We start from the raw sequence: 13301 nt of genomic DNA, 5'->3' as shown, positions 1-13301 counted from the left end.
CAGGGGACTGCGCGCCACAGCCGACTCCCCGTTGGCCGCCGATGCGTTAGAACCCCGCCATGGCCGTTACGAAATCCGATCCGCTCGATCTCGACCTCACCGCCGAGGATGCGCGCGCCGAGTACGCGCGGCTGTCGGACGCGCTCCTGGAGGCCGACCGGCTGTACTACCAGGAGGACGCGCCCGAGATCTCGGACGCCGAGTACGACCGGCTGCGCCGCCGCCTCGAGGAGATCGAGGCGCGCTTTCCGGATCTCGCCGGCACCGGCGCGGCCAGCACGTCGGTCGGCGCAAAGCCCTCGGAAAAGTTCGCCAAGGTGCGGCACGCCGTACCCATGCTCTCGCTGGGAAATGCCTTCGACGATGGGGAGGTGGCCGAGTTCGTCGCGCGCGTGCGCCGCTTCCTGGGCTGGCCCGACGAGACACCCCTCGCCTTCACGGCCGAGCCCAAGATCGACGGCCTGTCCCTGTCGCTGCGCTACGTGAACGGGCGGCTCGACACCGCGGCCACCCGCGGCGACGGCGAGGTCGGGGAGAATGTCACGGCCAATGCCCGCACGGTGCAGGACATCCCGGCGGTGCTCGCGGGGTCCGGCTGGCCGGAGATCTGCGAGGTGCGCGGGGAGGTCTACCTGTCCCACGCCGATTTCGCCGCCATCAACGCCCGGCAGGAAGCGGCCGGCAAGCCGCTCTTCGCCAATCCGCGCAACGCCGCGGCCGGGAGCCTGCGCCAGCTCGATCCCGCGATCACCGCGTCCCGTCCGCTCCGGTTCTTCGCCTATGCCTGGGGCGAGCTGTCGGCGCCCATCGCGGAGACGCAATCCGGCAGCCTCCAGCGCTTCGCGGACTGGGGCTTGCCGGTGAATCCCCGCACCGAGACCTTCACGGACACGGAGGCGATGCTCGCCCATTACCGCCGCATCGAGGCGGACCGGGCCGGGCTCGGCTACGACATCGACGGCGTCGTCTACAAGGTCGACGACCTCGGCTTGCAGAAGCGTCTCGGCTTCGTCTCGCGCTCGCCGCGCTGGGCCCTCGCCCACAAATTCGCCGCGCAGGAAGCCACGACGGTAATGGAGGACATCGTCATCAATGTCGGCCGCACCGGCTCCCTGAACCCGCTGGCGAAGCTGCGCCCCGTGACGGTCGGCGGCGTCGTCGTCTCCAACGCCACCCTCCACAACGAGGGCTATGTGAGGGGCGTCGGGGCGGACGGCGAATTTATCCGTGAGCCTATCGCGGAGGGAATCGGCGCCGACGGTCAGCCGATCCTCGTGCCCCGCGACATCCGCGTCGGCGACACCGTGACGGTGGTGCGGGCCGGGGACGTGATCCCCAAGGTCATGGATGTCGACCTCACCAAGCGTCCGGCCGGGTCGCAGCCCTATGCGTTTCCCGAGACCTGTCCGGCCTGCGGCAGCCGCGCCGTCCGCGCCATCAATCCGCGCACCGGCCGCCCCGACGCGGTGCGCCGCTGCACCGGCGGCCTGATCTGCCCGGCGCAGGGCGTCGAGCGCATGAAGCACTTCGTGTCGCGCAACGGCTTCGACATCGAGGGGTTCGGCGAGACCTATATCGAGGTCCTGTTCGAGGCCGGGCTCGTGCGCCAGCCCGCCGACCTGTTCCGCCTCGATTTCGAGGAACTCAAGGCCGCCATCGTGGCGCGACGGGAGGCGCTCTCGGCCGAGCGGCGCGCGGACTCGGCAACGGCCGAGCCACCCAAGAAAGCCGCCAAGAAGAAGGGCGAGGACGACGACAAGGCGATCAAGAACCTGCTCGCCGCCGTCGAGGCACGACGGGCCGTGCCGATGAATCGCCTGCTCTTCGCCCTCGGCATTCCGCAGATCGGCGAGGCGACCGCCAAGGCGCTGGCCAAGCGTTTCACCGACATGCCGACGCTCATCGCGGCGATCCAGGAGGCCTCGGCGGCGCAGCCCGGACCGGATTGGGTCGAACTCACCGCCGTCCCGCGCGTCGGAGGCACCACCCGCGACCGGCTGCTCGATCTTGGCTTCCCGGAGGACGACGCCGCGCCGGCCAAGGAGCGGGCGCGCCTGAGCGCGGTCCAGCGCGAGAACCTCCTTGCCCATTACGGCGACGTCGACGCGGTGCGTGCGGCGATCGCGCGCGCGGCGGCGCAGCGTCCCGGGGATGCCTACCGGGTCTTCGCCGATGACGGGGAGATCGGCCCGGTAGCGACCGATGCCCTGCTCCTGTTCTTCTCCGAGCCGCACAACGCCGATGCCGTCGCGGCTCTGCTCGACGCGGTCGCGGTCGAGCCGATGGAGCGGCCCGCCTCGGCCTCCGCCTTCGCGGGGAAGACCGTGGTCTTCACCGGCAGCCTGGAGAAGATGACCCGCAACGAGGCCAAGGCGGTGGCCGAGCGCCTCGGCGCCAAGGTGTCCGGCTCGGTCTCGGCCAAGACCGACCTCGTCGTGGCCGGCCCGGGAGCCGGCTCGAAGCTGAAGGACGCCCAGAAGCACGGCGTCCAGGTCGTGTCGGAGGACGATTGGCTGGCGATGGTGGCGCAGGGTTGAAGCCCGGATCCGGGCGGCCTAGACCTCGCGCGGAACACCCCGAGAACTCCCACCCGGCATGGTTGACCCTGGATGACGGTCCTGGCCCTCGACTTCGAGACGGCCAACGAGCGGCGTGACAGCGCCTGCGCGGTGGGGCTCGCCTGGATCGCGCAGGGTCGGGTCGTCCGCCGGGAGAGCCATCTGATCCGGCCCCCCGAGATGCGCTTCGCGCCGGGCAACATCCGGGTTCACGGGATCCTGCCGGCCGACGTCGCCGACAAGCCGGATTTCGCCACCGTGATGGCGCCCTATCTCGGCGATCTCGGGCGCGGGCTGATCCTGGCGCACAATGCGAGCTTCGATATCGGCGTCCTGCGGGCCGGCCTGACGCGGGCGGGCCTGGCGGTTCCCGATCTCGCGTATCTCTGCACGGTCCAGGTGGCGCGCCGGGTCTTCCCGGCGCCGGAGGGATGCGGGCTCGGCAAGGTGGCGCGGCGCCTCGGTATCCGCTTCGAGCATCACGATGCCGGCGAGGACGCCTATGCCTGCGCGGAGATCGCCCTGGCCGCGATGCGCGAGCGGGCGGTCGCGGACGTGCATGCCCTCGCGGCCGCGCTCGGCCTGCCGGTCACGCGGGCGGTCGGCGGCCCGGCAGGACCGCGTCGCAGCCCGGGGACGATCAGCGGCCGGGCCCTGGCGGCGTTCCCCAACGAGCCGGCGGCTTTGCGATTCGCCATGCGGGGCTCGACCGGCAACCGCTACCACGTCAGCCTGGAGGAGCGGCCGGGCGGCCCGGAGCTGCGCTGCACCTGCACCGCCGGCCGCTACGGCATGCGCTGCCGCCACGTGAAAGCGCTGGAGGTCGGCGACGTCACCGACCTGCTCTCGGACAATGCCGGCGACGTCGTCCTCCTCGCCCGGATGCTCGGCGCGAAGACGCGGGTCGCGGGCGCGGCCTGAGTCCGCTCAAGCCGCGTCGAGGCAGGTGCGGAAGGCCGCCACGGCGCGGTCGATATCGACCGCCGCGATGTGGCGGTGCGTGACGAGCCGAAGCCGCTGCCCGCCGAGGGGACGCGTGCGAATCCCGAGCGCGTCGAGATCCGTGATCCAGCGCGCGCTATCCCGCCCGGTCCGGCCGAGATCGACCTGCACGATGTTGGTCTGCGGCATGGTCGCCGAGAGGCGCGGCCGCAGGGCGTTCAGCCCCTCGCTCAGCTGTCGGGCTCGGTCGTGATCCTCGGCGAGGCGCGCCCCCATGACGGTGATCGCCTCGAGGCCGGCCGCGGCCATGATCCCCACCTGCCGCTGCGTCCCGCCGATCATCTTCCGCAGGCGCCGCGCCGCCGCGATGACCGGCCCGTCGCCCGCCAGCACGGCGCCCACCGGGGCGCTCAGGCCCTTGGACAGGCACAGCGACACCGTGTCGACATGCACGGCGAGATCCGCCGGCGCGACGCCGAGATGCGTCGCCGCATTGAACAGGCGCGCCCCATCGAGATGGACCGGGATGCCGCGCGCCCGGGCGAGATCCGCCACCGCCGCCATATGGGCCGGCGGCAGCACGGTGCCCCCGGCGGCGTTGTGGGAGGTCTCCAGCGCGATCATGGCCGTCCGGAGCGGGCTGGCATTCGGGCTGAGGGCGTCCTCCAGCCGGTCGAGGTCCATGGCGCCGTCCGTGCCGGCGACCCCGTACAGGAAGGCACCGGTCAGGGTCGCGGCGCCGCGCTCGGTGTTGAGCATGTGGGCCTGGGCTTCGAGCAGGATCTGCTCGCTGCGCTGGACCTGGGCGAGGATCGCCAGCAGATTGCCCATCGTGCAGCTCGGCACGAACAGGCCGGCCGCCTTGCCGAGCATGGCGGCGGCGGTCTCCTCCAGCGCGCGGGCGGTCGGGTCGGCATCGAGCCCGTCATCGCCCAGCGGTGCCGTCCGCATCCGCGCGTACATCGCCTCGGTCGGCCGCGTGACGGTGTCGCTTCGCAGGTCGACGACGGACGGTGCGTCCGCCGTATGGGTCAGATCGTCTCGCATCTCGGACTCGCCGGCCACCCTATCGGTACGCGGCCTCGTCGCCGGAATCGGTCGGGTGAGCCAGGGCCCGCTTGAGCACGTCGCTCATCGGCAACTCCAGGTTTATACCCTTCGGCGGGATCGGCTGCTCGAAATACCTGCCGTAGAGGCGGGCAACGGTGCCGTCCTGAATCAGCTCGATCACCGCCTTGTCGACCGCTGCCTTGAAGGCTGGGTCGTCCTTCGGCTCCAGGATCCCGTAGGGCGCGAATTCCAGGCCCTTGGTGCCGATCTTGTAATCCGCCGGCCGCTTGGCGCCGGCCACCGTGGCGTGGGCCAGGGCGTCGTCGTTGATGGCGCCCGCCGCGCGGCCGGTCTCGAGGAGCAGGAACACCTCCGCGGTGTCCTTGGCCGGCATCACCTGGATGTCGAGCTTGTCGCGGACGTTGATCCGGGTGGCGACGCGCTGGGTCTCGCCGCCGGCCTGCGCCGAGATGGCCTTGCCGCGGAACGAGGCGATGTCGTCCACATCCACCGGCGTATCCTTCTTGGCCACCAGCACCACCTGCGCGACGAAGGTGGTCGGCGCGAAGGAGACCAGCTTGTGCCGCTCGGGCAGGTTGCTGGCGGTGCCGCATTCCAGGTCGATCGTGCCGTTGTTGATGAGCGGGATCCGGGTCGCCGACATCACCGGCACGTGGCGCACCTCGAGCTTCGGCAGGCCGAGGGCGGCCTTGAGCTTCTGCGCGACGTGCTCGCATATCTCCAGCGAATAGCCCACCGGCTTGGCGTTCTGGTCGAGGAAGCCGAAGGGCGGCGACGCGTCCGGGAAGCCGAGGCTGATCTGTCCGGTCGTGCGGATCTTGTCGAGGCGCCCCTCCGCGGCCGACGGCGCGGCGAGCCCGGCCCAGCACAGAGTGGCCAACAGAAGCGGCAGCGTCCTCGACACGATCCGAACCCCCTCGCTATGTCTGAACCGGTTCAGCGCCGGGCCGTCCGCCAGGGAGTCGGCTCGAAGCTTTGCCGTGCGATCCTAGGAGCGGCCGCGCGCGGGCGTCCAATGCCGATTCACCTGCCGAGCATACGGATCTGATATGGCCGAGCGGCGCATGACCTTCCGGCACATCGAGGCCTTCCGGGCCGTTGTGGCCACCGGGTCCATGACCGAGGCGAGCCGCCGGCTCCACACCTCGCAGCCGCAGGTGAGCCGGCTGATCGCCCAGCTGGAGGCGATCACCGGCCTGCCCCTGTTCGATCGGAGCGGGAGCCGGGTCGTGCCGTCCCTCGACGGCACGCGGTTCCACGCGGAGGTCGAGCGCGCCTTCGTGGGGCTGACCAGCCTCGAATCCGCGGCCGCACGGATCCGCGCCTTCGGGGCGGAGCGGTTGCGGGTGGCCGCGATGCCGCGGCTGGCGGGCGGGCTCCTGGCGCGGGCGGTCGTGCGCTTCCGCGCCGCGCATCCGGACGTGATCGTGGCGATCCATTCCGGCGACGACGAGACCGTGAACCACTGGCTCGCCACCGGCTTCTGCGACGCCGCGCTGACGATGCTGTACGGCGACGGCCCGGACGCGCATCGCGAACATGTCGAGACGCGTGCCTGCGTCGCCGTCCTGCCGCAGGACCATCCCCTTGCCGCGCAGGCTCTTCTAACCCCTGCGGATTTTTTCGGCGTACCCTTCGTCGCCTCCTCGCTCGGGAGCGCCCTGCGCAACCGGACCGAGGCGATCTTCGCAGCGGCCGGGATTACCCTGACCATCACCGCCGAGGCCGGCCTCGGTGCATCGATCTGCACCCTCGTCTCGGCCGGGCTCGGGGTCAGCGTGATGAACCCGCTGGCCGCCTACGAGGAGGCGAAGATCTCGCCGATCGCGATCCGTCCCTTCGCCCCCGCCCTCCCGGTGCATTTCGCCCTGCTGTTCCCGCCCGACCATGCCCGTGGACGGCTGATGCGGGCTTTCGGCGCCTGCGCGCGGGCGGTGCTGCTTGAGGAACTCGCTCAGCTGCCGGACGCCGCGATCGGGCGTCCGGCACCTCCGTCTTAGGCGGCGCGCTTCTCGGCGCCCGCGTAGAAGGTGCCGCCGCGCGCGGCCATCGCTGTCAGGTTATCGGGTGCCCGGAACCGGGGGCCGTGCTTGGCCTCGAGCGTCCGCGCGAGGTCGACAAAGGCCGCCGCACCCATGAAGTCGATGTACGACAAGGCCCCTCCGGTGAACGGCGCGAAGCCGAACCCGAGGATCGAGCCGACATCGGCCTCGCGCGGGTCGGTGACCACGCCCTCGCCGACGGTGCGTGCGGCCTCCAGCGCCTGCACCACCAGAAGCCGCTGCTTCAGCTCGGTGAAGTCGACGGCGTCCGGGTCGAGGCGGTTCGGCTGCAGGTCCTTCAGGCCGGGCCAGAGACGCTTGGGCGCGCCTTCGGGGTAGTCGTAGAAGCCCTTGCGGTTCTTGCGACCGAGCCGGCCCTGCTTCTCGACCATCTCGGACAGGATCGCCTTCTGCGCCGGGTCCACGGCGCCCTGCCCCACCTGCGCCTCGGTGGCCTTGGCGATCTTGAGCACGAGGTCGAGGGCGACCTCGTCGTTGAGCGACAGCGGCCCGACCGGCATGCCCGCCTGCCGGCCGGCGCTCTCGATCATGGCCGGCGGAACGCCCTCGGCGAGCATCTTGTGCCCTTCGAGGATGTAGGCGCCGACGCAGCGGTTGGCGAAGAAGCCGCGGGCATCGTTCACGACGATCGGGGTCTTCTTGATCAGGCGCACGTAATCGAGGGCCGCGGCGAGCGCCGCATCCCCGGTCGCCTCGCCCTTGATGATCTCGACGAGCATCATCTTCTCCACGGGGGAGAAGAAGTGGATGCCGACGAATTGCGCCGGCCGCTGCGAGGTCCTGGCCAGCCCGGTGATCGGCAGGGTCGAGGTGTTGGAGGCGAAGATCGCGTCGGGGCGGATCACCGCCTCGACCTTCTGGATCACCTCGGCCTTCACCTGCGGATCCTCGAACACCGCCTCGATCACGAGGTCGCAATCGGCGAGCGCGCCGTAATCGGCCGTAGCCTGGATGCGGCCGAGAAGCGCGTCGCGATCGGCGGTCTTGGCGCGGCCCTTGTTGATCTGGCCGGTGATGAGGGTGTGGGCGTAGGCCTTGCCCTTCTCGGCGGCCTCGACCGACTGGTCGACGAGCACCACCTCGAGGCCCGCCTGCGCGGTGACGTAGGCCACGCCCGCGCCCATGAAGCCGGCTCCGATCACGCCGACCCGGCGCAGGTTGGCGGCCGGCACGTCCTTCGGTCGCCGCGCGCCCTTGTTCAGCTCGCCCATGGAGATGAACAGCGTGCGGATCATCGCCGCCGCCTCGGTGGAGCGCAGGATGTGGGCGAAGTATCGGCTCTCGACCCGCAGGGCGAGGTCCATCGGCAGCTGCAGACCCTCGTAGACGGAGGCCAGGATCGCCTTGGCGGCCGGGTAATTGTCGTGGGTCTCGCGGCGGTAGATGGCGTTGGCCGGCGGCCAGATCATCATGCCGGCGGGGGAGTAGACCTTTCCGGACGGGGCCTTGAACTTCGGCACATCCCAGGGCGCCACCGCCGAGCCGCCCTCACGGATCCAGGCCTTGGCGCGCTCGACGATCTCGGCCTGGGGCGCCACCGCGTGGATCAGCCCCATGCCCTTGGCCATGGGCGCGCGGATCTGCTCGCCCTTGAACAGCATCTGGAGGGCGTCGCCGGTCTGCATCAGGCGGGCGACGCGCTGCGTGCCGCCGCCGCCCGGGAACAGGCCGACCTTGATCTCCGGCAGGCCGACCCGGGTCTTCCCGTCGTCGGAGGCGATCCGGTGGTGGCAGGACAAAGCCAGCTCGAAGGCGCCGCCCAGGCACAGGCCCTGGATCGCCGCCGCGAAGGGCTTCCCGCAGGTCTCCAGCCGCCGGAACAGCAGCGACAGGCGCCGGGACGCCTCGAAGAAGTGGCGCATCGCCACCTCTTCGCCCTGCTCGGCCTTGAGCTGCTCGTAGGCCCGACCGAGTCCCTGGAGCATGGTGAGGTCGGCACCGCCGGAAAAATTGTCCTTGCCGGTGGCGATGACGCAGCCCTTCAGGGCCGGATCGGAGGCAACCCGCTCGATGATCTGCTCGAGCTGGTCCATCACCCCCTCGGTGATCACGTTCATCGAGCGGCCGGGCATATCCCAGGTCGCCAGGGCGATGCCGTCGGCATCGGTCTCGAAGCGGAAATCGGTCAGCGTCACGGTGCCGTCCTCCCTGGGTTGCGCCAATGATCCACCGGCGAGCTTGCATTAAGGTTGTGTTGAGCGCCGACGCTCATGGTGGCGGCGTCGGCGAGAAGAACCGAAAGCTGCACATGACGAAGGACTCCGGCTGCCGCGCCTGTCGCGCCGGCACCACGCTCGACTTCGATTTCACGATGGCGTTCCAGCCGATCCTCGATCTCGCAGACGACTCCGTCTGGGCCTACGAGGCGCTGGTGCGCGGCCCGAACGGGGAATCCGCCTATACGATCCTCGACCAGGTGACCGACGAAACGCGATACCAGTTCGATCAGGCCGCCCGCGTCAAGGCGATCGAGCTCGCCGGGGCGCTGTTTCCCCGCGACAGCACCACGCGTCTCTCGATCAACTTCATGCCGAACGCGGTCTATGAGCCGAATGCCTGCATCCGCGCCTCGCTGGAGGCCGCGCGACGCATCGATTTCGCCCATCAACGCATCATGTTCGAGTTCACCGAGCAGGAACGCTTCCGGGACATCGGGCACGTGAAGGACATCGTCGCCGCCTATCGGAAGCAGGGATTTCTGACGGCCCTCGACGATTTCGGCGCCGGCTTCGCGGGGCTGAGCCTGCTCGCCAACTTCCGTCCCGATCTGATCAAGATCGACATGGACGTTCTGCGCGGCCTCGACGGCGACGCCGGACGGTACGCCATCGTGTCGGGTGTGGTCGGCATCGCCCGCGCCCTCGGCGTGACGGTGCTCGCCGAGGGCGTCGAGACCGCTGCCGAACTCTCCGCCCTGCGCAGTATCGGGATCACGCTCGTGCAAGGCTACCACTTCGCCAAGCCCCTTCTGAAAGCGCTCCCCCCGGTCGCGGGCTTCGCGCCCGTGACAGCCGCGCGCGCCGCCTGAGATCGGCCTCACGCGCGCGGCCTCCCATCGGCTATTTCGGAGCCGGAGCGGGCGCCGCGGCCGGCGGCACGGGCGGCATCGGCGCCGCGCCGGGCTTGGGTGTGTTGTCGGTCGCCGCGGCCACCGCCAGCATATTCAGCAGCTTGGTGACGGAGTTCTGCGAGATCGCGGTCACCGAGGAGTTCGGATCGGCGTTCATTGTCTGGAACTTGAGGTATGTCGGGTCCGAGTAGATCTCATCGAGATGCTTCAGTTCGGTGAGGCTGAATTTCTCGGCGTAGTCCTTCGACAGCCCCTCGACCATGAGGGCGCGCTGCTTGTCGAACTCGGTCAGGAGTTCCTTGCGCACGGCCTCGGCGCGCGCCTCCGGCATTGCCGCCACGGTCTTCTCGAGGGCGACGTTGAACCCGGTCTGAAGGTTCTTGATCAGGGTCTTGTTGACGAGGGTGGTGGCCGCGGCCACGCGGTCCGCCGCATCATCGGCGCGCGCAGCGACCGGCAGGCTCAGGGTGACGCCCAGACAGAGCGTCGCAAACAGGCGGTTCAAGGGCTTGTCTCCCGTTGTTTTATCGTCCGGCCCAGAGACGGGCCGAGCGTCGACCGCGCCTCTAGCAGCGTTACCGGACTTTGGGGAGCGGCGGCACGCCGCTCCCGTGCACGCGATGGCTCACACCCGCTCGATGATGGTGGCGGTTCCCATGCCGGCGCCGATGCACAGGGTGATCAGCGCCCGCTCCTTGCCGGTCCGCTCCAGCTCGTCGAGGGCCGTGCCGAGGATCATCGCTCCGGTGGCGCCCAGAGGGTGGCCGAGGGCGATGGCGCCGCCGTTCACGTTGACGGCCTCCGGATCGAGGTCGAAGGCTTGGCAGAAGCGCAGGACCACCGCCGCGAAAGCCTCGTTGACCTCGAACAGGTCGATATCCGACAGGCTCAGGCCAGTCTTCGCCAGGATCTTGCGGGTGACGTCCACCGGCCCGGTGAGCATCAGGGCCGGGTCCGAGCCGATATTGGCGAAGGCCCGGATCCGGCCGCGCGGGCGCAGGCCCGCGGCCTCGCCGGCCGCCCGGGAGCCGATCAGCACGGCGGCCGCACCGTCGACGATGCCGGAGGAGTTGCCGGCATGATGGACGTGATCCACGCTCTCCACGTCCGGATGCGCGTCCGTCGCCACGGCGTCGAAGCCGCCCATCTGGCCCATCTGCACGAACGATGCCTTCAGGGCGGCCAGCGACTGCATGTCGGTGCCCGGGCGCATGTGTTCGTCGCGGTCGAGCAGGGTGATGCCGTTCACGTCGCGGACCGGAACGACGGACCGGTCGAACAGGCCGTCTTCCCAGGACTTCGCCGCGCGCGCCTGCGAGCGGACCGCGTAGGCGTCGCACGCGTCGCGGGTGAAGCCGTACTTGGTCGCGATCAGGTCGGCCGAGATTCCCTGCGGCATGAAATAGGACTTGATGGCGATCGCCGGATCCACCGGCCAGGCGCCGCCCGAGGCGCCGATGCCGATGCGGCTCATCGATTCCACGCCGCCGCCCACCGCCATCTCGTGCTGACCGCTCATGACCTGTGCGGCGGCGAAGTTCACCGCGTCGAGGCCCGAGGCGCAGAAACGGTTGATCTGCACACCCGGAACATGCGCGCCGTAATCGGCCACCAGGGCCGCGGCCCGGGCGATGTCGCCGCCCGCCTCCCCGACCGGATCGACGCAGCCCAGGATCACGTCGTCGACGAGGGCCATGTCGAGCCCGTTGCGGACCTTGAGGGCGCGCAGCGCCGTCTCGGCCAGCCGGAGCGCGGTCACTTCGTGGAGGGCGCCGTCCGCCTTGCCGCGACCGCGCGGCGTGCGAACGTGGTCGTAGATGAAGGCGTCCGTCATCAGCACTCCCCGGGGCGTTGATTGTCGCCGGTCGACGACGCGGCCTTACAGGGCCGTCTCCATTCGCGCCAGTCTGCCACGGGGCGCGCGCCCCCGGCCAGTCCTGGAGGGAGGGACCGGCAGAGGGCGCGTGGCATCGGGGTCTGATGGGGCGCTGCTGGTCCGGACGCCTTCCCGATCAGGCCACGGGGGACGGTCCCGCGGCCGATCCGGAGCGAATCTGCTCGGTCGAGAGCAGGTTCGTCCGGGACGTCATGCAGGTTCGACTAGTCCTGAAGCATCCGCTTCAGGAGCTCGACTTCATCGCCGAGCACCGCGTCTTCGCCGATCTGCTTCTCGATCTTGCGCACGGCGTGCAGCACCGTGGTGTGGTCGCGGCCACCGAAGCGGCGGCCGATCTCCGGCAGGGAGCGCAGGGTCAGGACCTTCGACAGATACATGGCGATTTGACGCGGCTTCACCACCGCGGCGGTGCGCCGTTCCGACAGGATGTCGGACCGTGAGACGTTGTAGCGCGAGGCGACCAGCTTCTGGATGTCCTCGATCTTGATGCGCTTCGGCTCGCGATTCTTCACGAGGTCGCGGATCGCGCTCTCGGCGGTCTCCATCGTCACGGCGGTGCCCGTGAGCGTCGCGTGGGCCAGCAGGCGGTTCACCGCACCTTCGAGGTCGCGGCCGTTGGCGGTGATTGCCCGCGCCACGTAGGTTGCCACCTGGGGCGAGACGTCGAAGCCCGGATGTGCGGCCCGGACCGCGGAAAGCCGCGCCGACAGGATCGAGACCCGCAGGGCTTCGTCGAGGGCGGTGATCTCGACGACGAGGCCGCCGCCCAGGCGCGAGCGCACGCGCTCGTCCAGAGCCTCAAGCTCGGTCGGCGGCCGGTCGGACGCGACCACGACCTGGCGGCCGGCATCGATGAGCGCGTTGATCGTGTGGCCGAACTCGGCCTGGATCGACTTGCCCTGGATGAACTGGACGTCGTCGAGGATCAGAAGGTCGATGCCCCGCAGGCGCTCCTTGTAGGCGAGCGCCGACTGGGTCTTCAGGGCATTGACGAAGCCGTACATGAACCGGTCGGCGGTCAGGTAGATCACCCGGCGGCCGGCCTCGCGGGCGGCGTGGCCGATGCCGTGCAGCAAGTGGGTCTTGCCCAGCCCGACGCCGGCATGAAGATAGAGCGGATTGTAGAGGGCGCCCTCCCCCTGGTGGTTGGCGACCCGCTCGGCGGCGGCATGCGCCAGGGCATTGGAGCGCCCGATGACGAAGCTCGCGAAGGTCAGCCGCGCGTCGAGGGGCGTGCCGCTGAGGTCGCCTCCGGCGTCGGCATTGCGCGCCTCGGCTGCGGGCGCAACGGCGGCGATCGGGATCGGCGCGCTCGTGGCGTGAAGGCGGGCGAGCGGACCGCTGGCCGGGCCCGGCTTGGCGACGCCGGCGGCGACAGGACGGGCCGGGGCCCCGGTGCCGCGGACGCCGACCTCGATCCGCGCGATCTCCTCGACCTCGGCCTTGAACGTGTTCAGGACGCGGTCGAGGTAATGCGACTCGATCCAGCTCTTGAGGAAGCGGGTCGGGACGGTCAGCCGGGCCGTTCCGCCGGCGACGGCCTCCAGCTCGAGGCGGGCGAACCAGCTCGCGAACACATCCTCGCCGAGTTCGGCCCGCAGCCGACGCTTCACCCGGGCCCAGGCAGACCCGTAATCCACAGTGCCGCCGCCGCTGCGGCCCCCGTCGTCGTCACTCGCCACCGTTCCGTCGACACGCAT

At 70.2% G+C, this 13301-nt stretch carries 10 protein-coding genes; 4 read left to right on the top strand and 6 right to left on the bottom strand.

The genetic code is table 11. The features are described from left to right. The first annotated feature begins 59 nt into the window (after nucleotides 1-59). Entirely contained in the window at nucleotides 60-2537 is a 2478-nt protein-coding gene (ligA, locus tag P9K36_RS00050) for an NAD-dependent DNA ligase LigA (RefSeq protein ID WP_043754848.1), read from the top strand. A 72-nt stretch (nucleotides 2538-2609) separates the two neighbouring features. Then, nucleotides 2610-3479 carry a 3'-5' exonuclease gene (locus P9K36_RS00045; protein WP_043754845.1) on the top strand — a complete coding sequence of 290 codons (870 nt, stop codon included), beginning with the start codon at nucleotides 2610-2612 and terminating at the stop codon, nucleotides 3477-3479. Nucleotides 3480-3485: 6 nt separating this feature from the next. On the opposite strand, the gene P9K36_RS00040 is transcribed toward P9K36_RS00045, so the two are convergent. Together P9K36_RS00040 and P9K36_RS00035 are read right to left on the bottom strand one after the other, a co-directional pair. Then, the gene (locus P9K36_RS00040) at nucleotides 3486-4547 is read right to left on the bottom strand and encodes a GntG family PLP-dependent aldolase (protein ID WP_043760565.1); all 1062 of its coding nucleotides are present in this window, start codon (nucleotides 4545-4547) and stop codon (nucleotides 3486-3488) included. 19 nt (nucleotides 4548-4566) lie between these two features. Then, nucleotides 4567-5475: an amino acid ABC transporter substrate-binding protein gene (locus P9K36_RS00035; protein WP_085987610.1), complete on the bottom strand. Its 909-nt coding sequence runs from the start codon at nucleotides 5473-5475 to the stop codon at nucleotides 4567-4569. Nucleotides 5476-5635: 160 nt separating this feature from the next. Here P9K36_RS00035 and P9K36_RS00030 point away from each other — a divergent pair, with 160 nt between their 5' ends. Further along, complete coding sequence (locus P9K36_RS00030; protein WP_236961665.1) at nucleotides 5636-6571, top strand: LysR substrate-binding domain-containing protein; 936 nt, start codon at nucleotides 5636-5638, stop codon at nucleotides 6569-6571. Here the strand turns inward: P9K36_RS00030 and P9K36_RS00025 are convergent. After that, entirely contained in the window at nucleotides 6568-8769 is a 2202-nt protein-coding gene (locus P9K36_RS00025; RefSeq protein ID WP_179697821.1) for a 3-hydroxyacyl-CoA dehydrogenase NAD-binding domain-containing protein, read from the bottom strand. The genes P9K36_RS00030 and P9K36_RS00025 overlap by 4 nt on opposite strands. A 113-nt stretch (nucleotides 8770-8882) precedes the next feature. Here P9K36_RS00025 and P9K36_RS00020 point away from each other — a divergent pair, with 113 nt between their 5' ends. Then, nucleotides 8883-9662 carry an EAL domain-containing protein gene (locus P9K36_RS00020; protein WP_043346107.1) on the top strand — a complete coding sequence of 260 codons (780 nt, stop codon included), beginning with the start codon at nucleotides 8883-8885 and terminating at the stop codon, nucleotides 9660-9662. Nucleotides 9663-9693: 31 nt separating this feature from the next. On the opposite strand, the gene P9K36_RS00015 is transcribed toward P9K36_RS00020, so the two are convergent. The 3 genes from P9K36_RS00015 to dnaA form a co-directional block, all read right to left on the bottom strand. Beyond that, nucleotides 9694-10209: a hypothetical protein gene (locus P9K36_RS00015; RefSeq protein WP_043346096.1), complete on the bottom strand. Its 516-nt coding sequence runs from the start codon at nucleotides 10207-10209 to the stop codon at nucleotides 9694-9696. 120 nt (nucleotides 10210-10329) lie between these two features. Then, the gene (locus P9K36_RS00010) at nucleotides 10330-11538 is read right to left on the bottom strand and encodes an acetyl-CoA C-acetyltransferase (protein ID WP_043754837.1); all 1209 of its coding nucleotides are present in this window, start codon (nucleotides 11536-11538) and stop codon (nucleotides 10330-10332) included. 266 nt (nucleotides 11539-11804) lie between these two features. Continuing rightward, complete coding sequence (dnaA, locus tag P9K36_RS00005) at nucleotides 11805-13301, bottom strand: chromosomal replication initiator protein DnaA (protein ID WP_043346098.1); 1497 nt, start codon at nucleotides 13299-13301, stop codon at nucleotides 11805-11807.

It is taken from the genome of Methylobacterium sp. 391_Methyba4, assembly GCF_029691625.1.
GTDB classification, from domain to species: Bacteria; Pseudomonadota; Alphaproteobacteria; order Rhizobiales; family Beijerinckiaceae; genus Methylobacterium; species Methylobacterium fujisawaense.
Note: the sequence above shows the minus strand (reverse complement) of the source record. Positions and strands in the feature narration are given on the sequence as shown.